13 protein-coding genes and 1 tRNA gene are annotated in these 22126 nt (G+C 59.8%); 8 read left to right on the top strand and 6 right to left on the bottom strand.

The genetic code is table 11. The annotated features are described in order from the left end of the window. Window positions 1–12 precede the first annotated feature (12 nt). The 3 genes from ACVW0C_RS12730 to ACVW0C_RS12720 all read right to left on the bottom strand — a co-directional run bounded on the left by ACVW0C_RS12730 (window position 13) and on the right by ACVW0C_RS12720 (window position 4731). Window positions 13–1578: an NADH-quinone oxidoreductase subunit M gene (locus ACVW0C_RS12730; RefSeq protein ID WP_457385740.1), complete on the bottom strand. Its 1566-nt coding sequence runs from the start codon at window positions 1576–1578 to the stop codon at window positions 13–15. A 12-nt stretch (window positions 1579–1590) separates the two neighbouring features. Further along, window positions 1591–3438, bottom strand: coding sequence for an NAD(P)H-quinone oxidoreductase subunit F (locus ACVW0C_RS12725; protein WP_457385738.1), 1848 nt, complete (start codon window positions 3436–3438; stop codon window positions 1591–1593). 75 nt (window positions 3439–3513) lie between these two features. Next, entirely contained in the window at window positions 3514–4731 is a 1218-nt protein-coding gene (locus ACVW0C_RS12720; protein WP_457385744.1) for a lipid-A-disaccharide synthase-related protein, read from the bottom strand. A gap of 101 nt (window positions 4732–4832) precedes the next feature. Here ACVW0C_RS12720 and ACVW0C_RS12715 point away from each other — a divergent pair, with 101 nt between their 5' ends. The 3 genes from ACVW0C_RS12715 (at window position 4833) to ACVW0C_RS12705 (ending at window position 8077) form a co-directional block, all read left to right on the top strand. After that, window positions 4833–5168, top strand: a complete 336-nt coding sequence (locus tag ACVW0C_RS12715) for a hypothetical protein (protein ID WP_457385737.1) — start codon at window positions 4833–4835, stop codon at window positions 5166–5168. Window positions 5169–5287: 119 nt separating this feature from the next. Beyond that, window positions 5288–6334 carry a thiamine phosphate synthase gene (locus tag ACVW0C_RS12710; protein WP_414350712.1) on the top strand — a complete coding sequence of 349 codons (1047 nt, stop codon included), beginning with the start codon at window positions 5288–5290 and terminating at the stop codon, window positions 6332–6334. 219 nt (window positions 6335–6553) lie between these two features. Next, window positions 6554–8077, top strand: coding sequence for an AAA family ATPase (locus tag ACVW0C_RS12705; RefSeq protein ID WP_414380874.1), 1524 nt, complete (start codon window positions 6554–6556; stop codon window positions 8075–8077). 790 nt (window positions 8078–8867) lie between these two features. Here the strand turns inward: ACVW0C_RS12705 and ACVW0C_RS12700 are convergent. From ACVW0C_RS12700 to ACVW0C_RS12690, 3 genes are all read right to left on the bottom strand, one after another. Further along, window positions 8868–10400 (bottom strand): leucyl aminopeptidase, encoded by a 1533-nt coding sequence (locus tag ACVW0C_RS12700; protein WP_414356823.1) that lies wholly within the window; start codon window positions 10398–10400, stop codon window positions 8868–8870. Window positions 10401–10481: 81 nt separating this feature from the next. Further along, entirely contained in the window at window positions 10482–11807 is a 1326-nt protein-coding gene (locus tag ACVW0C_RS12695; RefSeq protein WP_457385735.1) for an FIST signal transduction protein, read from the bottom strand. A gap of 92 nt (window positions 11808–11899) precedes the next feature. Further along, the gene (locus ACVW0C_RS12690) at window positions 11900–13609 is read right to left on the bottom strand and encodes a LysM peptidoglycan-binding domain-containing protein (RefSeq protein ID WP_457385734.1); all 1710 of its coding nucleotides are present in this window, start codon (window positions 13607–13609) and stop codon (window positions 11900–11902) included. Between the two features lie 340 nt (window positions 13610–13949). Between ACVW0C_RS12690 and cysS the strand changes: the two genes are divergently transcribed. The 5 genes from cysS to ACVW0C_RS12665 all read left to right on the top strand — a co-directional run bounded on the left by cysS (window position 13950) and on the right by ACVW0C_RS12665 (window position 22029). After that, window positions 13950–15533 (top strand): cysteine--tRNA ligase, encoded by a 1584-nt coding sequence (cysS, locus tag ACVW0C_RS12685; protein ID WP_457385732.1) that lies wholly within the window; start codon window positions 13950–13952, stop codon window positions 15531–15533. A 152-nt stretch (window positions 15534–15685) separates the two neighbouring features. Next, a complete protein-coding gene (locus tag ACVW0C_RS12680; RefSeq protein WP_457385742.1) occupies window positions 15686–18349 on the top strand; it encodes a TIGR03960 family B12-binding radical SAM protein in 2664 nt (887 codons plus the stop codon). 745 nt (window positions 18350–19094) lie between these two features. Further along, entirely contained in the window at window positions 19095–21266 is a 2172-nt protein-coding gene (locus tag ACVW0C_RS12675; RefSeq protein ID WP_457385730.1) for an Rne/Rng family ribonuclease, read from the top strand. Window positions 21267–21301: 35 nt separating this feature from the next. After that, window positions 21302–21943 (top strand): ribonuclease HII, encoded by a 642-nt coding sequence (locus ACVW0C_RS12670; RefSeq protein WP_457385728.1) that lies wholly within the window; start codon window positions 21302–21304, stop codon window positions 21941–21943. A 12-nt stretch (window positions 21944–21955) separates the two neighbouring features. Next, a tRNA-Arg gene (locus tag ACVW0C_RS12665) sits at window positions 21956–22029 on the top strand. The last annotated feature ends 97 nt before the right edge of the window (window positions 22030–22126 follow it).

The raw sequence follows: 22126 nt of genomic DNA, 5'->3' as shown, positions 1-22126 counted from the left end.
TCAGGACTTGGGTCATGGTTCTATCATAACTTCCGCATTCCTCCCGACACTGACCCTACGGGTACAGTACGGGGCTCCTGCGATTTCTAGCTGAAAGGCAGTGACCAGTCCTGCAACACCAGCTAGGTTAGCCTTGGCCAAGGCCAAGGTGGTGGACTCCACCCAGCGGGTTGCCCAGCTAGGCTGCAGGCCCAGTAACACCACCAGCGTTGCCAAAACAACAGCAGGCAGGCGCTCTTCAGTGGCGTGGCGTTGCATGGCTATGGCCACTTGCGAGAGGCGCCCAAAAAAGACACGGTTCACCATCAGCAGAAAATAGGCCGCCGTCAATCCCGTCCCCACCATGCACAGGAGCGTTTGCAGGGGAAAGACGGCAAAGCTGCCCCGAAAGAGGGTGAACTCAGCTATAAAGCCCACCATGCCCGGTGTGCCGCTACTGGCCATCACCCCTAGCACCATCAAGCTGCCAATAAGCGGTAAGCCCCGCTCCGGGTTGAGCAATCCCCGCAGCAGCTTGAGATCCCGTGTGCCGGTGTTGGCATAGACGGCTCCCACCAGAAGAAACAGCAGCGAGGAGATGAGGCCATGGCTGACCATCTGAAAGATGGATCCCACCAGGGAGAGGGGAGTGGCTGCTGCTACAGCCAAGAGGATGTAGCCCATGTGGGCAATGGAGCTGTAGGCCACCAGCTTTTTCATATCCTGCTGCACCAAGGCGTTCAGGGATCCATAGAGCACGTTAACCACCGCCCAACCGGCCAGCCAAGGCCCGGCTTGATCCCAGGCATCCGGCAAGAGCTGCAGGCCAAAGCGCACCAGGCCGTAGGTGCCCAACTTCAAAAGCAAACCCGCCAGCAACACGGAAATGGGGGTGGAAGCCTCCACATGGGCATCCGGCAACCAGGTGTGGAAGGGCACCAAGGGGATCTTGATGGCCAGGCCCAGCAGAATGGGAATGAGCAAAAGGATCTGCGACAGCCGAGGTAAAGGGTGGGCCTGCAGGACGGTGTAGGTAAAGCTGTGGGCATCGCTCAGCCAACTGAGGCCGAAAAAGCCAATCAAGAGGAGGATCCCTGACAGAGCTGTGTAAACCAAAAACTTGGTGGCGGCATAGGTGCGGCGCGGCCCTCCCCAGATGGCGATGAGCAAATACAGGGGGATCAGCTCCACTTCATAGAACAGGAAAAACAGCAGCAAATTCTGAGCCAAAAAAGCTCCGGCCACCGCTGCCGCCAGCATAAGCACCAAGCTGTAGTAGAGGCGGGGCCGCTCCACCTGGCCGCTGGCCCAAATGGCCATCAGCACCAGTAGCCCGGTCATCACCACCAAAGGCAGAGAGATCCCATCGACTCCCAACTCGTAAACCAAGCCCAACTGGGGGATCCAGGCCATCTTTTCCGCCAATTGCAGGGATCCAAGGTGGGGGTCAAAGATCAGCAACAGCCCCGCGCTCAGGCCAAACAAAACCCACCCAAACCCCAAGGCCAAAGCCCGGTGCAAGCCCTTCCCCGCCTGCTCGGGAATCAACCCAATCAAGATGCTCCCCAACAACGGGATCCCAATCAAAAGGCTCAACATGGCTCTCTCCCATCAATAGGCCAACCCCAAATGGGGCGAACGCAGTAGCCAAGCTGTAACCAACACCATCCCGATGACAATCACCAGCACATAGAGTTGCATCCGCCCCGACAGGGTGTACTTGAGGGCTTCGCCGCTGAAGAAAAAGGCCAGGCTCACCCCGTTCACCAAGCCGTCCACTCCGTTGCGATCCAGCCACTCCAATCCGCGGGAGAGGGCGCTGACCGGTTGCACCACCAGGGCTTGGTAGAGGTGCCCCGTGTAAAAGTCGTGGGCCAGCAGATCCTGCAACTCCGGCCAGGGCAGATATACCCTCCGTTGGTCCCCCCAGTACAGCCAGCCGCCAATGGCTGCCCCCACCAGCCCAGCAGCCGTCAGCAGAGCCGCCATCCACCTCAGCTGCGGGTTCCAGTCGGGATAGAGCCCCCAGCGCCCCAACAGCCAGGGCATGAGCAAGGTTTGCACCGTCAGGATGCCCATGGGCAGAGCCATCAGCCAGCCCACCTCAGGGGCCCGGCGGGTTTTGGGTTGAGGGGATCCCAAAAAGACCAGGCCAAACACCCGCGCCAGGTTGAGAGCCGTCAGCCCATTCACCAGCAGCAGCACCCCCACCAGGGCCGGCTGCACCCCGCTGTAGACCAGCGCCAGGCGGGTCAGCGTCCAAAAGCACCCCAGCGGCAGCAGAGCCACCATCCCCAGGGATCCCACGGCAAAAGCGGCCACCGTGGCCGGCATGCGGCTGCGCAGGCCCCCCAGCTCTGTCAAATCTTGGGTAGAGGTGGTGTAGATGAGGGATCCCACCCCCATAAACAGCAGCGCCTTAGCCAAGCCGTGCATGAGCAGCAACTCCAGGGCCAGCTCCGGCTGCTGCATTCCCACTGCCACAAACACCAACCCCAAGTAGGCACTCGTGGAGTAGGAGAAGGTGCGTTTGATATCGATTTGCGCCAAGGCCACCAGGGATCCGCCCAGGGCTGTGATCGTGCCGATGGCCACCAAGACCCCATTCGTAATCGGCGACAGGGCCAGTAGCGGTTGCAGCTTAATCAGCACAAAAGCCCCGCAGGCCACCACTGCCGAATTGCGCAAAATCGAAGCCGGGTTGGGCGCTTCCATCGCCTCGTCCAGCCACAGGTGCAGCGGAAATTGAGCGCATTTGCCCAAGGGCCCTGCAATCAAAGCCAACCCCATCAAAGCCGCCCAGGTGGGATCCAAGCTAGTCGTAGCCGCCCAGTCCCGCAGGCCGGAAAAGGTCAAGGCCCCAGAAAAGTTGGAAATTGCCACCACCCCCATCAGCAGCAACAGATCCCCTACCCGCTTGGTTAAAAAAGCATCCCGCGCCGCCGTCACCACCAGAGGCTGGGCGTACCAAAAGCCCACCAGCAAATAGGTGGAAAGGGTGAGCATCTCCAGCAGGGCATAGCTGAAAAACAGCGAGTCGCTGAGGGCGATCCCTGTCATTCCCCCCTCGAAAAAGCCCATCAGGGCGGCAAAGCGACCCAGGCCCCAGTCCCTATCCAAATACCCCAGCGCATAGATCTGGGCCAGCAAGCTCAAACCGCTGATCCAGACGACGGCCCCCATTGTCAGGGGCGAGATCTCCAAAGACAGAGTCAAATCCAAATCGGCCACCCGAAACCAGAGGTAGTTCAAGATCTGGGGATCCCGACCCCAAACCTGCCGCAACAGCCAAAGGCCATGGGCAAAGGCGGCAAAAGTCAGAAGGATGTTGAGGTAAGCTGCCGGACGCGGGCCACTGCGCTTGACCCACCCCGTTGCCCAGGGAATGGCCAAAGCTGTTCCCGCCCACCCATAGCAAGGGATCCACCAACTGCTCTCCAACCCCAAAAGGTTTGACATCATTAAATGCTAAATAAAACGGAAAACTGGATCCAACGGAAATCAGTCAGGCTTTTGAATCGCTCGTTCTCTATTTCACGATATACCCGGCTCGAACGGTTCCAAAGTCGGGCCGGCTGGCCGGAGCCAATCTCGAAGTTGAGCGGCAATGCGCCGGGCGGCCCCTGGGGATCCCATGCGGCGGCGTCCATGGGCCTGCAACTCAGCCGCGTAGTTGGGATCGGCGGCCAGGCGTTCCAGAATCCGGCCAACCACGGCGGGAGCCTGCTCCACTGAGGTCAGGTGGACGGCGGATCCCAAAAGACGGGTCTGCGCTTCAGCAAAGCGCGGGGTAAACTGCGGTCCCTCTCCCGGCAGGGTCACCACCGGTTTTCCCAAGCCCACACATTGCTCGGTGGCCGTTCCCGCCATGGCCAGCACCACTGTTGCTCGTTGGGCACAGGCCCCGAAGTCCCCCCAAACCAGAAGCACATCGCTGCGCTGAGATGGGATCCGAGCCTGAAGCGGGTCTCGCTCCAGGTTGGGGCTGAGGGCAGCATAGACTTGCAGCTCCTTTGGGAGCCGCTCCACCACCTGCATCATCAGAGCCCAGTTGCGATAGGCTTCCGGCGGACGGGATCCGGGCAAGAGCAGCAAGGCCGGCCGGTGGGGATCCAAAGGCAATGCCCCGCGTGGCTCCAGGCCATCCATCATCGGGTTACCCAGGTAGAAGGCCCTCAGGCCCCGTTTTTGCAAAGCTGTAGCCGTCAGCTCATCCCGCAAAAAAGAACCCAGGCAGCGTCGGTGGGCCATCAGCCAGCGCTCCCAGGGCAGGTAATCGGAAACCGGCTGCCCAAAAGGGATCCAGGGGCGTCGGTAGGGCCCCCGTTCATCTCGCCAGTAATAGTCCGACTTGGCCGTGCCCACAAAGACGTAGGGGATCCCACTCCACCACGCCATCAGCAAGGGCACAATATCCCCCACGGCCAGCACCAGGTTCCTCTGGGCTGCTGCCCGCCGAACCAACGCCAATTGCCGCCCCGTCAGCCCCAGCAAACCGGCCCGCAAATCCCGCCACAACTGCCGCCAATCCTGATAAATAAACCCCCCCGACGGCATCACCTGGGCAATGGGCAGCAGGGGGATCCCTTGGCGTTGGTAGGCTGTCCCTTCTCCCACAATCGGCAAGGCTTGCACCGGGATCCCCAGTTGGACTAGGGCAACAGCAAGGCGACTGCCCACCTCATCTTCCCCGTGTCCATTGCTCAGACACAGCACCTGCGGTGGATTCGTTGGATTCCATTGGGTTTCCACAGCTTGCCGTAGGCGCAATCTGGGCTGAATCAAGAGGGATCCCCCAGCTCACCAGAAATCTCCTCATAGAATAGAGCCAATCCAAGAGGGGAACCCGGGAGATGATCCGAAATGAGCGACAACGAGCCGAGCTTATTGCAGCGGTAGAAGCCCTTCAGCTGGAAGGCCCCTACTTTATAGAAGAGCGCCTCACCCGCCATCGCGGCCCTTTCTTGCGGGCAGTGAAAGATGTGCCTGTAGGGGGAACTTGGTGGGAGATCCGCTATTTTCCCGCCTGCGAGCGCTATGCTTGGGCCTACTTGCCGGAAGGGGCCGGCCCACGGGCCTTCGCCTGGGGACACACGCCGCAGCAAGCCTTTCTTAACGCCTTATGGCATCACCCTCTTTCTCCTCAGGGCCAAGGACAGCCTCAGGGAAACCATTCCGATTTACAGTGATTTACAGTGAATTGACTACTCTCCACCCTACTGACTTGCTTCCGGCTAAGGGTAGGACGGGGCTTTAGGCGCATTTTTTTGGTAAAAATTAAGCAACTCTCTTCCCACGTATAGGGAACATGAAACCCCAGGCCGTCGCCCGTATTCTGGATGCCAACCTCGATCGAGCTCGTGAAGGACTACGGGTATTGGAAGAATGGTTTCGTTTCGGCCTGGAAGAGGGAGAGCTCTCTGCCGAATGCAAGGCCATGCGCCAAGCCCTAGCCCGCTGGCACAGCGATCCCCTGCGTTTGGCCCGCGATACCCCCGCCGATCCAGGCACCCAGATCTCCCACCCCCAAGAGGAGCAACGGCGGGATCTCCGCCATCTCTTGCAAGCCAATTGCAGCCGTGTGCAAGAAGCCCTGCGGGTGTTAGAAGAATACGGCAAGTTGGCCGAATCCCACCACTGGGTGGCCCCTGGCCTGGCCAAGCTGGCCAAAGACATGCGCTATCGGCTCTACGTCTTGGAAAGTGAACTGCTGGGCGGATCCCTGCGGCAGCGTCTCCTGGCAGCCCATCTTTATTTGGTGACCAGCCCTGTGCCCCACTGGCTAGAGGTGGTGGAAAAATCCCTGCGGGGTGGGGTGACCCTGGTGCAATATCGCCGCAAAAACCTCCCCGACGGCGAGATGCTGCGGGATCTCAAACAGCTGCGGCAGCTGTGCGACCGCTACCAGGCGCTGATGATCGTCAACGACCGGGTGGACTTGGCTCTGGTCAGCCAGGCTGATGGGGTTCACCTGGGCCAGACGGATCTGCCGGTCGCCCAAGCTCGGCACCTCCTGGGATCCCAGCGGCTCATTGGCCTGTCCACCACCAACGCCGAAGAGCTGGCCCAAGCCCTGAACAGCGACGTGGACTACATTGGCGTCGGCCCCGTTTACCCCACCCCCACCAAAGCGGAGAAACCCCCTGCCGGCCTGGAGTACGTGCGCCTGGCTGCCGAGAAAGCCCACCTGCCCTGGTTTGCCATCGGCGGCATCGATCCCCACAACCTGCCCGAGGTGCGTCGAGCTGGGGCCACCCGTGTAGCTGTGGTGCGGGCTTTGATGGAAGCTGCCGATCCCACCCAGACAGCCCGCACCATGCTGGCCGAACTGCAAGGGATCCCTGCCCTATCCTAAAGATCAACCGTGAAGCTCAACCGTGAGCATTTTGCTGCTTATTGGCTGTTCCAATCCAAATGGTTTCTGAACAAGTGAGAGGAAGATGAAGTAAGGATGTTCTAAACTCCAGAGGCGATGACAGAAGCCGCAAGAAAAACAAATCCAGACAGCAGGGATCCTGCCCTGGTCGAGATCCCGGCGGAGCTGCAAGCAGGGCTGGTGACAGAGCTGGATTTGATGATCCGGGCCCGCTACCCCCTGGTTTACTTGGTCTCTCCAGAAGAAGAGCCTGCCGATGCCGTGCTAACCCAAGTAGCCAGACGGACAGACCCACCGCGGCAATTGTTGTTCTGGGACTTGGTGCGGGGCTGGCAAGATACAGGCGAGGATCGGGGCTCCATCATGGCAGCTCTGGGGCGGGTGTGGCGCTCTGCCCCCAACGAGGACACCCTGTTTGTGCTGCGGGATCTGCACTTTGTGTTGCGCAACGCCAGCAGCGACAAAAACGCTCCCATCATCCGGGAGCTGAAAAACCTCAGCCGCGAGCTCAAGCGCACCCGCAAGATGCTGATCCTGCTCAGCCACACCCTGGAAGTGCCCAGCGACCTGGCAGAGGAGGTCACCGTCGTCGATATTCCCTTGCCCAATAGCGAAGAGATCAGCCGCCTCATCCAGCTCTACGTGGCCCCAGATAAACTCAAGCTCACCCCTCTGGCCCGCGAGCAACTGGTCAAAGCCTGTCAAGGGCTGAGCCGAGAACGTATCCGCCGCGTTTTGGCCCGCGCTTTGGCCGCCAAGCAGGAGGTCAACGAAGCCGATATCGACCTGGTGCTGGAGGAGAAAAAGCAGGCCATCCGCCAAACCGGCATCCTGGAGTTTTTCACCGCCCGCGAGACCCTCAAAAGCGTGGGGGGCCTGGATAACCTCAAGGCCTGGGTGCGAGTGCGGCAAGAAGCCTTTACCGAAGAGGCGCGTCGCTATGGCCTGCCCAACCCCAAAGGCGTGCTGCTGGTCGGGATCCAGGGCACCGGCAAATCCCTCTCCGCCAAGACCATCGCCAATGAGTGGCGGTTGCCCCTGCTGAGGTTGGATGCTGGGCGGCTGTTTGCCGGCATCGTTGGCGAGTCGGAAAGCCGGGTGCGGCAGATGATCCAACTGGCGGAGGCGATGGCCCCCTGCGTGCTTTGGATCGACGAGATCGACAAAGCCTTTGGCAACATCACCAGCAGTGCCGATGGAGATTCTGGTACCAGCCGCCGGGTGTTTGGCAGCCTGATTACCTGGATGCAGGAGAAGACCAGCCCCGTTTTCATTGTGGCCACTGCCAACAACGTGCCGCTGCTGCCGCCAGAGCTGTTGCGCAAGGGCCGCTTTGACGAGATTTTCTTCTTGAACCTGCCCACCCACGCTGAGCGCAAAGAGATCTTCCGGGTGCATTTGCAGCGGTTGCGCCCCAGCCGCCTGCGGGAGTTCGACCTGGAAGCCTTGGCAGCCACAGCTCAGGACTTCAGCGGGGCCGAGATCGAGCAAGCCATCGTAGATGCCATGTACAACGCCTTTGGGGGCAGTGGCAGCAGCACTCGGCGGGACTTTACCCAAGAGGATATCCTGCAGGCCATCCGCGAAACCGTGCCTTTGGCCTCGATTGCCCGCGACCAAATCGAGAGTCTTAAGTGCTGGGCTGCTCAAGCGGGCGCGAGAACGGCCTCTCAAGATGCCCAGGTGCTGCAGGAGATGAAGCAGTGTTTTGCCTCTTCTTGAGATTCAGAATGGGTGAAATCCACCTCCCAGCCCAAATAAGGCGGCTAGTATGCCAATACCCACAGCAACTCCAGCCGCTATCTTCAAGTTTTCTTCTAGGCTTTTAGCATCTGCCTTTTCCTTCATTGCAGTTAGCAAAAATAGCTGATCCTCCCCACTCAGCCCACTTATAAAATGGGGATATAGATTCGATAGGGACAGCTTTAAAATGATCGATCCTACTTCTACAGTGAAGCTCAAGCTGGGAAAGCTTCGAGTTCCTATCTTTCTCTATCTGGGCTATTACTGATTTTGCCTCTTCCTGTAGCTTCTTAGCGCTCTCAACTTGCGACTTGCTATATCCTTTATCAAAAATGGCCATAAAAAGACTAATAACTGAGATTAGAAAGAGCACAAGCCCGATTGAGCTACTTAAGGCACCAATGAACAAGCTCAGGACTAAAAGCGAGAGGGCACCCAGTATAGTGTCACTTTTGGTGGCAAAGGTATGATCAATTTTAGCTTCCTCTTGTTTTATTCCGATAGAGATTTAATTTCTTCTAAAGTTGCATTGGGCTGTAATTCCAGCTCGCGGTAAAGGTCTTTCATGGGAGGATCCCGCGCAGGGGGCCTTGTGCCGGCTACTTTAATGCAGGGATCCTATTCTCAGAGGGGAAGCCTTGCAAAGTGCTACTCAATACCTAGACTCTTTTTTAAGCCTATTTTAGGGATCGGACAGCTCCAGCCAAGCAGCCCTTGGCTCCTCCCTCAGTAGATGCTTTTTCAAGGCCCAACGTCCAGAAAGGCGGGGTTATGAGCAAGCTGCTGCGGCTTGCCGCGCCAAGACCCACTCCACCAGGGTGCGCACCCCATAACCGGTGGCCCCTTTGTTGTTGTAGCCTGCATCCTTCTCTGTCCAAACGGGGCCTGCTATATCCAGGTGGGCCCAAGGGGTTTTCTCCACAAACTGCTTCAGGAACAGGGCAGCGGTGATGGATCCCCCTGAGCGGGGGCCGGTGTTTTTCATGTCGGCCACAATGGAGCTGAGACCCTCGAAGTAGCCTTCTTCCAGCGGCAGGCGCCAGATTTTTTCGCCGGAAAGATTGGCAGCCTGCTGTAGCTCCTGGGCCAGCGTCTCATCTGGGGTGAACAAGCCGGCAATTTCTTCCCCCAGAGCAATCACACAAGCACCGGTCAGGGTAGCCAGATCGAGGATGGCATCAACGCCCAGCTTTTCCGCAAACACCAGGGCATCTGCCAAGGTGAGGCGGCCTTCTGCATCGGTGTTGTTGACCTCAATGGTCTTCTGGTTAGAAGCGGTGAGGATATCCCCTGGGTGGATGGCATGGCCGCTGATCATGTTTTCCGTGGCAGCAACGATGAAGTGCAGCTCCACTTGCGGCTTGAGGGCGGCTAGGGCCCGTGCAGCTCCCAAAACTGCCGCTGCTCCCCCCATGTCGGTTTTCATCATGGCGATGCTGCGGGAGTCGGTTTTGATGTTCAACCCACCGGAATCGAAGGTCAGCCCCTTGCCCACCAGGGCCAATTTGGTAACGGGATCCCCTTGTGGCGGCTTGTAGGTGAGGTGAATGAACTGGGGCGGCAGATCAGAGGCTTTGGCCACACCCAAAAAAGCCCCCATCCCCAGAGCTTCGCATTCTTCCTGTCCCAGAATCTCCACCTCTAGACCATATTCCTGGGCCAGTTGGCGGGCGGTATCGGCCAGGGCAAGAGGAGTCACAATGTTGGCGGGGGCAGCCACCAATTCCCGAGCCAAGATGGTTCCTGCCGCCATCTCAATGGCCCGCTGCAGCGCGACTTCGTAATCGGGGCGAGCCTGGGCCAACCCCGGCACCAAGAGAGTTACTTCCTGCACAGAAAAGCTGTTTTCCTCTTCCCCTTTGGCTGAAGATTTAAACCGATTGTCCCGGTGCGCCACCAGTAGGCAGGCTTCGGCCACCGCCTGAACCCCACGCACCCGATCCAACCCCGTCTCCGGCAAAGACAGCATCACCTGCTTGGCTTTTAAGCTGTGAGCCTGGCGCAGGCCGTTGGCTGTGGCCCGTCGTAGGGCTTCTAGCGTTAGGGCCGCGGGATCCCCTAGCCCCACCAACACCAGTTTGCGGATCTCTCCTGTCAGGCGCAGGGCAACACTGCTATTCGGCTTCCCCTGAAACCCCTGCTCCTGAACGGTTTCCGCCACCAGCCCTGACCACGCCTTTTCATCCCAAGAGGCGATCTCAGGGGGCAGAGGAAAGCGGCCATTCCCGCCGGAAGCGGCAAAGCAATAGACCAGGGCACATTCCCCTTGAGTGAGTGGCGGCTCGCTAAGATGAAGCTGCATGAGAAATCCTTGACCAAGCTGTTGACAGCAGATCCTCAGTTTATCTAATTTTGCCGGCTCTTAGGGCAAGGGATCCCCCCTCTAGTGGGCGGGCCGGAAGATCCCGAAGCAGGAAGTGTAGCCGTGTAAAAAGGTGGATCCCCCAACGGGGCCGATCTCACCATTGCAAAAGAACCCCCCCAAGGGCAGCTCTCCAAGCAATTCCCGAAACCGTTGCGAGTCAAAATCGGGAGTGCCGTACAGGCCCTTGCCTCGCCCCAAACAGGAGAACATCAACGCCCCACAAGGCTCCGGCCTCGGTTGAGAGGGGCTTTGCCTCAAGTTGCGCTCGGCACAATAGCGGCTGAGGGCCCAACGCAGATCTTCTGCCGAAGTCTGGGCATCCCGCAGATGAAATTGCACCGTCTGGCCAGGGCGCACCTGATCCCCGATGGCCAGCGCCCCCACGCGCGGATCAACGCCCAAGATTACGCGAATGAGGAAATCTCCCGGCGTCGGCTCCGACTTGAACTCATCCATCAGCAGGCCGATGAAGAGAGAGTGGCGGGCCAATCGCTGATCCACGGGACTGAGCCGCTCTGCCAAGTCCTGCAAAACCGCTAGAGGAGGGCGACCCTCCAAGCCAAGAATCACATTCCCCTCTGCTTCCGTCACCCGCAAGGGATCCCCAATGGGGCGACACCCCTGGGCCACCACTGCATCCAGCACCACATTGCCGTAGAGCGCTAGCCCCACTGTGCCCTCTCGATACAGCTCCCGCCGAGGTGTGGAGGTACGCGCATCCAGCAAAAACAGAGCATTGCCCCGAGGGCCGCGGCCCCCACTGGCCAATCCCCCCACTTTGACGGATCCCGGATAGGCGAAATCCAACCCCTGCAGCAACTCTGAGATGCCAGAGGAAAATCCATCGGCCAAGAGCAGAAAATGAGGCTTGCTCTGCGGCGAAACCCCAACACAATCGACCCAGGCAGAAGGAGCCGCATCCAAGTCTGGCAATTGGTTCCCCCGCAGATGAAAAGGATGCAGCACCACCTCCGGCATGACCGCCAAAGACAAGGAGAGAGCCGGGCCATCCTCAATTTCATGCCCGCCACCCACAATGCCACCCCCGGAGCAGCCGATCAAAACGTCCACCTCCAGCAGCCCCGACAGCAATGGCAACACCCGGATGTATTCGCTGGCAAAGGCCGCCGACACAAACAAAACCCCCAGGTTGGGCCGCAGAGGCTGAGAGGGAACATACCCTGTCAGCAGCCCCGGCAAGCTGCCGGATCCCACCGTCTGCACCTGCCGACTCAAGGCACTTTTCAGCTGGGCCGCCTGAAGCTTGGCCTTGGCTTCCTCCACCACCTGCCGCAGAGCCGCTTCTAGGGAAGGGAGCTGGGAGAGCGCGTTCACCCACTGCATCGGCGTGTTCCTACGGTCTGGAGTTTGCTGTTTTTAGGCTAGCAATTTATGGCCAGGCTGGCTGTTCTGTGTAGTCTCGCTTTGGGACAGGATCAGGGCAGATAGGGCCGGGGATCCACAGGCGCGCCCCCGCCGGGGCGGACTTCAAAGTGCAGATGCGGCCCTGTGCTCCAGCCAGTGCTGCCGCGGCTCATGATTGTCTGCCCCTGCTGCACGTACTGGCCTGTGGAAACGTAAATCTGATGGCCGTGGGCATAGCGAGTAACAATTCCGTTGGGATGGCGGATATCCACCCGATTGCCGTAGCCATCCCCGCCATTCCCCGCGAAGATCACCACTCCCTCCTGAACGGCTACAATGGGGGATCCCACGGGGCCAGGAATATCTACCCCTGCATGAAGGCGACCGCGACGGTAGCCAAAGCCAGAGGTGATTTGCCCGGAGACCGGCCAGATAAACCCACTGCTGCGGGCCTGAGGAGGAGCTGGAGGGGGCGCTGGCGGCGCTGGCCGAGCTTGTGGCTGGCTCTGAGCTCGTCGGGCAGGAGCTGGGGTGGGCTGCGTACCCGGCGCCGGAATCGTAAGGCGTTGGCCAATGCGCAGCCAGTGGGGATTGCGCAAGTTGTTGGCTTGAATAATGGATCGCTGAGTTACCCCATAGCGGGCGGCGATCCGTTCGATGGTGTCACCGGCTCCAACTGTGTGGGTCAGGGATCCACCGGCCAAGAGGGCCTGCCGTTCTTGTTCCATTTGCTGGGCCCGGCGTTGCTGCTCCGCCTGTAATCGAGCTTGGGCTTCGGCTTGGCGTTGGGCTTCCTCCTCTTGCTGGCGGCGCTCTTCCTCTTCGCGAGCTTTCTGGGCAGCGATCATCTCCTTCTGACGCTGGATCAACTCGCCCACATCGCCGGGGATGAGCAGGCGTTGGCCAATGCGCAGATATTCCGGGCGATCCAGAGGAGTCGCTTCGATAATCCGCTGCTGGGGAACTCGGTAGCGGTTGGCAATGTCCTCCAGTGTGTCTCCCTGCTTGACGGTGTAGATCAATCCCGGCTGGCTGGGGATGAGGAGAACTTGCCCCGGCTTCAGCTCAGTACTGGCCTGAATACCATTGGAGACGGTGATGGCAGCCGCGTCGAGCTGATACATCTGGGTCAGTTGCCAGAGGGTTTCCCCCGGCTGAATTTCATGCTCCAGAATGCCTCTGGGCCCTTCTCCTGTCGGGATTCGCCCTTCTGCGAAGGCTTGGCGCAGCTGCTCCTTTTTCCGCTCGTAGTTTTGCTGCAGAGCGCCAGATAGCGTATGCACAGAGGGTGGGATCGGCTCTACCGCCGGAGACAGGGGGCGATTCAACTGTCGCTGCTGTAGGGTAGCGACTCCGGCCAAGCCCAGCATCAGCAAAAGACCAGTGGCCCAAGCCGGATATCCCCGACGCGCAGGAGCAGAATCCCCCGGCTCTGGATGGGCTGTCTCAGGCTCGGTTGGGCACCTGGGGGTGGCCGGCAGCTGCTCTTCCCCAGCTTCTGCGCAGGGATCCGCCTCCAGCTTCAGAAGCCATACCAGGCCCGTTAAGCTGAGAGAGAGGGCCAAACCAACCCATCTTGGCTTCGACCGCCCAGAGAGAGGGGCTGGAGCCCACTCCAGAAGATAGGCTTCCTCGGCAGATGAATCCGCAGAAGTCCAGGACTGTTCTGAAGGGATCCCTGCCGAGCCCTTTGGGGGTGGGGGGGAAAGGGTGCTCACGGCAGCACCGCGGAAATCCAGCTCCCCGTTTTGGGGATTGGGGAAAGTGGGTTTTAAAGGCATCCTCACACCAACAGGCTGACACTAGAGTGCAAGAGAAGAAGATGTCAAAATGAGGGGCATAAGCCCCTTGGCACCGAGCACCCCAGGGGTGACTCAAGCCGGGGTGGAGCTCGCTAATGAACAGGCTGGCTCGCACTCAGGTTAGAGTACCGTAGTTAACAAATCTAGACAAGTCTTGGCAGGTAATTTCAGCCACAATGCTTGCCTCACAATGGTTCCAGCCCTTGGCTCGTTGAGATTTTGTCGAGCCTCATCCGATTCAAGACAAAGTGCGCCATCGTCTTTTTTTGGAAGACAAAGCCTGTTTTGCTGTAGCTGAAACTACAAACTAGGGATACCCATGGATTTGGTTGTCTATAACACATTGACTCGCCGCAAGGAAGTGTTTCAGCCGCTGGCAGCAGGTGGATCTCAATCCGTTTCCGTCGGCAATTCCCAGGGATCTGCAGCTCCAGTTGCGGAGGAGAAGCCCCTGGTGCGGATGTATGTCTGTGGTGTAACGGTTTACGACCTCTGCCACCTCGGCCATGCGCGTACCTACGTGGTTTGGGACACGGTGCGTCGCTACTTGGAGTGGCGCGGCTACCGAGTGAAGTATGTGCAGAATTTTACCGATGTGGACGACAAGATCCTCAAGCGGGCGTTGGAACGTGGCGAATCCATGCAAGCGGTGGCGGAGCGCTTCATCGCCGAATATTTCCAGGACATGGATCGCCTGAACATCAAGCGGGCCGATCTCTACCCGAGGGCAACGCAATCGCTGCAAGCCATGTTCCAGTTGATCCAATCTCTGGAACTCAAAGGCTTTGCCTACCGGGTACGGGATCCGATTCGACACCAGACCGACCCGTCTTCCCTCTTGCAAGCGGGACACCAGCCAGAGACCACCGCCTCTGTTCAGTACTCTGTTTACTACTCTGTCCGCAAGTTCCCGGATTACGGCCAGCTATCCGGTCGAAAACTGGAGGAGATGGAGGCGGGAGCCAGTGGCCGGGTAGGAGAAGAAGGAGCCGACAAACAGGATCCCTTCGACTTTGCCCTTTGGAAAGCGGCCCCCCCTTCTGAGCCGGGGTTTGCCTCCCCTTGGGGTTGGGGGCGACCGGGCTGGCACATCGAATGTTCCGCCATGGTGCGGGAGACCCTGGGAGATCACATCGACATTCACGCCGGCGGGGCAGATTTGATTTTCCCCCACCACGAAAATGAGCTGGCCCAATCGGAGCCAATCACCGGCAAGCCGATGGCCAAGTACTGGATGCACAACGGTTTTCTCAACATCAACGGCGAGAAAATGTCCAAATCTTTGGGCAACTTCACCACCCTGCGACAGGCCCTCGCCGTCTATCACCCCATGGCCTTGCGGCTGTTTCTGTTGCAGACCCACTACCGTAGCCCCATAGATCTCACCGAGGCAGCCATGCAGGCGGCTAGCCGTGGCTGGGAAACCCTCCAGAAAGGGATCCACTGTGCCCAGCAATTCTGCAAAGGAGAAAAGGGATCCCCTGATGCTGAGGCCATGCAAGCCTTTCAAGCTGCTATGGACGATGATTTTGGCACCCCTGAAGCGCTGGCTATCGCCTTTGAATTGGCCAAAGAACTCACCCGCGAACACAACCTGCTCACCCATCAAGGCCAAACCCACCTAGAGCCTCAGGCCCTGAGGCAAAAAAGCGCCGCTCTGCTGGAGATTTTGGCTACTTTGGGATTCTGTTGGCCCTCATTCTCTGAATTCGAGGGATCCAAAGAAGCAGCTACAAATGGGGAACTTAACTTTAAAAAAATCGAGGAGCTGATCGCGCAGCGCTCGGCAGCCCGCAAGGCCAAAAACTTTGCCGAAGCCGATCGCATTCGGGATCAGTTGAAAGCCTTCGGCATCACCCTCATCGATCAAAAAGATGGCACCACCCGTTGGCTGCGAGAATAGGGGTTGAGGAGCATTCCTCGGGCTCATTCAAAATGGATATGGCTGTAACCTAGGGGCTCAGAGGGGCAAAGTGCTTCTCCCTTCGTTTGGGTTGCTGGAAAAGTTCGGCTAGAGTCAGATCAGTGGCTGTATTAACGTCTCGGCGGATCCCCATGCTCTCTCTGGCTGCAACTGAACCGCATCTGAGTCCCATCGATCTGGATCGCCTGCTTACCCCTGAGATTCAGCGGCCAGCCCGCTACTTGGGCAAAGAGTTTGGCGCCGTCCACCGTCCTTGGGATTCGGCACGGGTGCGTTGGGTGCTGAGCTATCCAGAGTTGTACGAGGTGGGAGCTTCCAACCTAGGCCACCTCATCCTCTACAACATCCTCAACGCCCAGCCGGATCAACTGTGTGACCGCACCTACTTGCCAGGCCCGGATCTGGCGGCCCGCCTGCGGCAGTTGGGGATCCCCCTCTTTGCCGTGGAATCCCGCCGTCCTCTGCGCGCTTTCCATATCATTGGCTTCAGCCTGGCTTACGAGCTGGGGGGCACCAACATCCTGGAGATGCTGGATCTGGCCGGGATCCCGCTCAAGTGGTGGGAGCGGCAGCCCTTTACCCCGGAAGAGTGCCCTCTGATCTTTGCCGGCGGGCCAACCGCCACCTCCAACCCGGAGCCCTTTGCCGACTTTTTCGATTTCTTCGTCTTCGGAGATGGGGAAGAGGTGCTGCCGGAAATTGGCCAAGTGCTGGCCGGATCCCTGTCCAAGCCCCGCCGAGAGGTCTTGCTGGAGCTGGCCCAGGTGCCGGGGGTGTACGTGCCCCAGTTTTACGAGGGGATCCCGCCTCGACCCATTGTGCCTGGGGTGCCGGAGCGCATCCGCCGTCGGGTGGCCCTGCCTCAACCCCAATACTCCGTCGGCCTGGTGCCTTTGGTGGAAACCGTCCACGACCGCCTGGTGATGGAAGTGCGGCGGGGCTGCACACGGGGCTGCCGATTTTGCCAGCCGGGAATGCTTACCCGCCCAGCGCGGGATGTGGATCCGGAAGCAGTGGTGGAGGCTGTGGTGCAGGGCTTGCGCAAGACCGGCTACAACGAATTTTCCCTCTCTTCTCTCAGTTGCTCCGACTACCTTTCCCTGCCGGCGGTGGGAGCGGAGCTGCACAACCGTCTGCTCGGGGAGCACGTCGCCCTTTCCCTGCCCAGCCAGCGGGTGGATCGCTTTGATGAGCAAATTGCCGCCATCATGAGAGGCTCCCGCCGCTCCGGCCTCACCTTTGCCCCCGAAGCTGGCACCCAAAGGCTGCGGGACATCATCAACAAGGGCCTCACCGATGCCGACTTGATTCGCGGCATTCGCACCGCCGTCCAAGAGGGCTGGGACAAAATCAAGCTCTATTTCATGATTGGCCTGCCCGGCGAGACCGACGCCGATGTCCTGGGGATCGCCCGCACCGTCGAGATGCTGCAGCGAGAATGTGCAGCCCTGGGTCGCAAGCGGGTGGAGTTTACCCTCACCCTCTCCAACTTCACCCCCAAGCCCCACACCCCCTTCCAGTGGCACCGGGTGGACTACGCCGACGTGCAGCGGAAGCAGGCCCTGCTGCAGAAGGAGCTGCGCCGGCTACGGGGAGTCAAGGCCCACTTCACCGACATCCGCTTCAGCATCCTGGAAGACTTCATCGGCAAAGGGGATCGCTCCCTGGGACAGATGATCGAGCGGGCCTGGCGGGCTGGGGCCGGCATGGACGCCTGGTGGGAAAACATCGACGCCGCCTACGCTGCCTGGGTGAGGGCCTACTGCGGCGAAGAGGTGGATCCTGCCGCCGATCCGGTCGCCCTCTGCGCCCGTCTCCCCATCCGGGAATTGGGCCTGGAGGATCCCTTGCCCTGGGATCACATCGATACCGGCATCGACAAAAAATGGCTGCAAAAAGACTACCGCCGCGCCCTGGAAGCCCTCACCGTGGAAGACTGCTCCTTCGAGGGCTGCTCCGCCTGCGGCATCTGCGGCCCCGGCTTCGGCCACAACATCGTCATTCCCCCTCCGCCCGTCCCGCCCCTGCAGAGCCAACCCACCCCCACCCCGGATCCCCTGGAGCCGGAGCCACCTGCCCAGCGTTTCCGCATCACCTACGGCAAAACCGGGGATCTGCGCTGGCTGGGCCACCTGGATCTCATGCGCCTGTGGGAACGGGCCTGTCGGCGAGCGGGGTTACCTCTGGCCTTCAGCGGCGGCTACCACCCCATGCCCCGCCTGGCCAACGCCAACGCTCTGCCCATCGGCCAGGAAGGCTATGGCGAAATCCTGGATCTGGAGCTGCTGGATCGGCCTGAAGGTCCTCTGACGCCTGAGAAACTGCGCGCCCTTCTGAGCGAACAGCTGCCCCCGGAGATCCCCATTCAAGCTGTCCAAGAAATTGGCCTGCGGGATCCCTCGGCCACCGAAGCCGTTTACGCCGCCGAATATCAGCTCACGGTGAGCTGCGAGTTGCCCAAAGCCGTTCACGGCAGCGGGACGGAGTCCTCTTGGCCCGCCTGGGTTACCCAGATTCTAGACGCGCAGGAAATCTGGATTGAAAAAACCTCCAAGTCTGGCAAGTCCTCTCCCTTCAATGCCCGCGCCCTGCTTTACTACCTAGAGTTTCAGGGCCTGACCCCCGAGGGCAGCGCTTGCCTCCTTTACCGGGGCAGTTGCCGCAACGACGGTGCCTACCTGCGGCCCACCCATCTGGTTCAAATGGCCGAGTCATTGGGGTTGCCCCGCTGGACACTACAGACGGCAAAGCGGCTGCGCCTGTTGTGGGAGAACCCCCTAGCCAATCCAGATTGAGCACTTCCTCTGGGAGCAACCCAAGGGCTAAGGGTCTGTCTGGGCTGAGGGATCCCACAAGCGCTATAATGCTGCTATTGCTGGCTCCTGCCGCTGTGGGGCTCGCCAAGCATCAACTTGACCAAGGGCGGGGTGAGCAGCAGGCAAAAGCTGGGCCGGATTTTGGAATGGAGACACTCTTAACTCAGTACCCAGGGCAGGTAACAGGCGTGATGGGGTCGAGTCGATAGGTGCAACAAAAAGGTGTGCCCCTTCGACCTAGCCCAGATCTCAATCTTACCCTGAGAAGGTGCTTCTTTCCGCGCGCAAACCCTGTCTTGTTGTGGACTATCGCTACGCGACGCTTTCGCGAACAGGCTGGGCCGCACAACTGGGGTTCTGCAATGGGCCAGCGTTCGATCTCCCGAGGCGGAGCCGTCTTGCTTTCTGAGCCTATTCAATAATCTCCATGCAAACCTCACCCCATCCATTCATCTCATCCGATGAGCTTTTATCCCCACAGCAGAAGCCCCCTGCTGTACCCACCAAGGCCAGCATTGGGTAGTTCACATGCACTTAAACTCACCTCACCCATTGGAGAGGAAACAAAGCCAAGCGTCAAAGCAGAGCTGAGGGTAATGGACAGCCCCATGATGAGTCAATCCTGGTCAAAGAAACTTAAGCGGATCCCGGCAAAAGGACAACACCTCGCCAGAATGAGGGTTCAACCCGTAACCGCGTGCCCTTGGGGCGGGGAGGGAAGTTAATGCCCAGGCAGATTGTCATTGCCGAGCAACATCGAGTGGCAGCCGTCTTCGCCGAAGATCAAGTGCAGGAGCTGATCGTCGCCAGCGGCGCTCACCAAGTGGGAGACGTTTACGTCGGAATCATCGAGAACGTTCTGCCCAGCATCGATGCCGCTTTCGTCAACATCGGCCCTGCAGAGCGCAATGGGTTTATCCACGTCAGCGACCTGGGCCCGCTGCGCCTCAAGCGAAGTCATGCCTCGATTTCTGAGCTGGTCTTGCCGCAGCAAAAGGTGCTGGTACAGGTGATGAAAGAGCCTACCGGCAACAAAGGGCCAAGGCTTACCGGAGATTTGGCCTTTCCAGGGCGGTATTTGGTGTTGCGACCCTACGGAAAAGGCGTTCATCTGTCCCGCCGCATCGAGGATCGAGAAGAACGCAACCGTTTGAAGTCGCTGGCCATTTTGATTAAACCCCCGCAGATGGGCCTGTTGGTGCGCACCGAAGCGGAAGGTGTGTCCGAAGAAGCGATGATCGACGACCTGGAGCAATTGAAGAAACTCTGGGAAGATATTCAACAGCAGTATCAGGCAGCACGGGGGCCGGGGCTACTCAACCGGGATGACGACTTTATTCAGCGGGTGCTGCGGGATGTTTACTCCGACGATGTGAACCGTATTGTGACCGACTCTGCGGCAGGAGCGAAGCGAGTCCGTAGCTATCTGCAGGGCTGGAACAAGGGCCAAATGCCCCCTGGTGTCGTTGTCGATGCCCACCGCGAGCCCACCCCCATTCTGGAGTATTTTCGGGTCAACGCGGTTATTCGGCAGGCGCTGCGGCCACGGGTGGATCTGCCCTCTGGTGGCTACATCATCATCGAGCCCACCGAGGCCCTGACGGTAATTGATGTTAACTCGGGCTCCTTCACCCAATCGGCCACTTCTCGGGAGACAGTGCTGTGGACAAACTGTGAGGCGGCTACCGAGATTGCCCGCCAATTGAGGCTGCGCAACATTGCCGGTGTGATTGTGGTGGACTTCATCGATATGGATTCCCGCCGCGACCAGTTGCTGGTTTTGGAGCATTTTAACAAGGCCCTCTCCAGCGACAAAGCTCGCCCACAGGTGGTCCAACTGTCGGAATTGGGGCTGGTGGAGCTCACCCGCAAACGGCAGGGGCAAAGCCTTTACGAGATCTTCGGCTATTCTTGCCCCACCTGTGAGGGGCTGGGGATCCTAGCCCGCTTGCCGGGGGCCGAGCCAGGGCATCTGTTAACAATAGAAAGCGGCCTGACGGTAACGCTACCCACCGAGGCGGAAGGAGGGGATGAGGAAGAGGCCGGCCCGATCCTGCCCCGCGATGGCAACCCCCAACGGGCACGCCTGCGAGTAGGGAGCGATGGGCTGTCTCGAGGCGATAGCCGTGCGCTGCTGCGGCGGTCGCGCTCTGCCCCCGGACAACGACGCCCCAGCCCGGATCCCTTTACGACTTCAGACGATCTGGAGGAAGAGCCACGGGTTGAAACGGGACGCAAGCGTCCCCGTGAAGACTGGGGGGATCCCCGCACTGGCCAGCGCCTCGTTGCCCGGAGCCTGGATACTCCTGGAGAAGAGGAAGCCCCAGAGCCGATGCAACTGCCAGGGGGCGGAGCAGACCTAAAGCGTCAAGAACCCCGCCGTTCTGGCCCTGGGGAAGAGGCAGAATCCGCCTCACGCAAAGATCACACTTCCCCAGCCCGCACCGTTCGCGCCAGCGGGACGGAGTCCTCAGAAGGCCGTCCGGCCCCGGTACGGCAAACCGTCACCGTGGAGATGACCCCGTTACAACAACGGGTCTACTCGGAGTTGGGGCTGTCGCCGCTGTTGCTGCTTGACCAGCCGCCGCCTTGGGGCCGAGACACGGCGGTTAGGGTGGTTCTGCCGGGAACTCTAGAGGCGGAAAGTCCGCCCAGGATGGAGACTGAGGCAACTTCTCAGATAGAGGAGTTTGCACCCGAACCGGATGCCTTGCAGGAGAAGGAGCCGCTGGACAACCTCTCTCCACCCGAACTTTCTGAACCCGAAATCTCCTCTGCTGAATCGTTCCCGTCAGCCGTGCAGAGCAGCTTGGCCGAGCCAGCCGCGGAACTGGGGATCAGCCCTGCCCAGCAATCTCCAGCAGCCTCCAGGCGACGGCGCTCCCGCAGCAGTTAGGCGCTGCTCTCAAGCCCAGGGACAGGCATGGGAGTATGGTGGAGCGGGCAAGGCCGAGTTTGATCTGGGAGGGATCCCTTTGGCAGCAAGGGATCCTGCGGGTGGCGGGGGTGGATGAGGTGGGGCGGGGAGCCCTGGCCGGGCCGGTAGTGGCGGCGGCGGTAATTTTGCCGGCCCAGATGGATCCCAAAGAACTGGAGGGAGTGAGGGATTCCAAACAACTGCGTCCGCAGCAACGCGCTCAATGGGCGGAACGGATTCGGCAGGTGGCCCTGGCCGTGGGCGTTGGCAGTGCCTCTGCTGCTGAGATCGACCGGCTCAACATTCGACGGGCCACGGTGCTGGCCATGCAGCGGGCTTTGGCCGAGTTAGATCCCATCGACCACATTTTGGTGGATGGATTGCCGCTGGCCGAGCTGGGATCCCGGCAAACGGCCCTGGTCAGGGGGGATCACATCAGCCTCTCCATTGCCGCTGCTTCAGTTGTGGCCAAAGTCTGGCGAGATGCCTTGATGCAGAGCTGGGATCGGCAGTACCCCGGCTACGGCTGGCGCACCAACGTTGGCTATGGCACGCGGGAGCACCGACTGGCGTTGCAGAACTTGGGGCCCACCCCGCAGCACCGCCGCAGCTTTGCCCCCTTGGCAGAACTGAAAGTCAGCAGATATGATGGTTAATGCAGTTGCATTGCCCACGTAGCTCAGTGGACTAGAGCACTGGGTTCCGGTCCCAGGTGTCGGAGGTTCGAATCCTTTCGTGGGCGTCTTCAGCTAGAAATCGCAGGAGCCCCGCACTGTACCTGTAGGGTCAGTGTCGGGAGGAATGCGGAAGTTATGATAGAACCATGACCCAAGTCCTGA

The organism is Thermostichus sp. OS-CIW-26 (assembly GCF_054058395.1).
This window is presented reverse-complemented; position numbering and strand designations above follow the sequence as displayed.

Bases quoted from the DNA above. Each gene is read 5' to 3' on its own strand.
- ACVW0C_RS12730 (WP_457385740.1), bottom strand. From the start codon at position 1,578: ATGTTGAGCCTTTTGATTGGGATCCCGTTGTTGGGGAGCATCTTGATT.
- ACVW0C_RS12725 (WP_457385738.1), bottom strand. From the start codon at position 3,438: ATGTCAAACCTTTTGGGGTTGGAGAGCAGTTGGTGGATCCCTTGCTAT.
- ACVW0C_RS12715 (WP_457385737.1), top strand. From the start codon at position 4,833: ATGATCCGAAATGAGCGACAACGAGCCGAGCTTATTGCAGCGGTAGAA.
- ACVW0C_RS12710 (WP_414350712.1), top strand. From the start codon at position 5,288: ATGAAACCCCAGGCCGTCGCCCGTATTCTGGATGCCAACCTCGATCGA.
- ACVW0C_RS12705 (WP_414380874.1), top strand. From the start codon at position 6,554: ATGATCCGGGCCCGCTACCCCCTGGTTTACTTGGTCTCTCCAGAAGAA.
- ACVW0C_RS12700 (WP_414356823.1), bottom strand. From the start codon at position 10,400: ATGCAGCTTCATCTTAGCGAGCCGCCACTCACTCAAGGGGAATGTGCC.
- ACVW0C_RS12695 (WP_457385735.1), bottom strand. From the start codon at position 11,807: ATGCAGTGGGTGAACGCGCTCTCCCAGCTCCCTTCCCTAGAAGCGGCT.
- ACVW0C_RS12690 (WP_457385734.1), bottom strand. From the start codon at position 13,609: ATGCCTTTAAAACCCACTTTCCCCAATCCCCAAAACGGGGAGCTGGAT.
- cysS (WP_457385732.1), top strand. From the start codon at position 13,950: ATGGATTTGGTTGTCTATAACACATTGACTCGCCGCAAGGAAGTGTTT.
- ACVW0C_RS12680 (WP_457385742.1), top strand. From the start codon at position 15,686: ATGCTCTCTCTGGCTGCAACTGAACCGCATCTGAGTCCCATCGATCTG.
- ACVW0C_RS12675 (WP_457385730.1), top strand. From the start codon at position 19,095: ATGCCCAGGCAGATTGTCATTGCCGAGCAACATCGAGTGGCAGCCGTC.
- ACVW0C_RS12670 (WP_457385728.1), top strand. From the start codon at position 21,302: ATGGTGGAGCGGGCAAGGCCGAGTTTGATCTGGGAGGGATCCCTTTGG.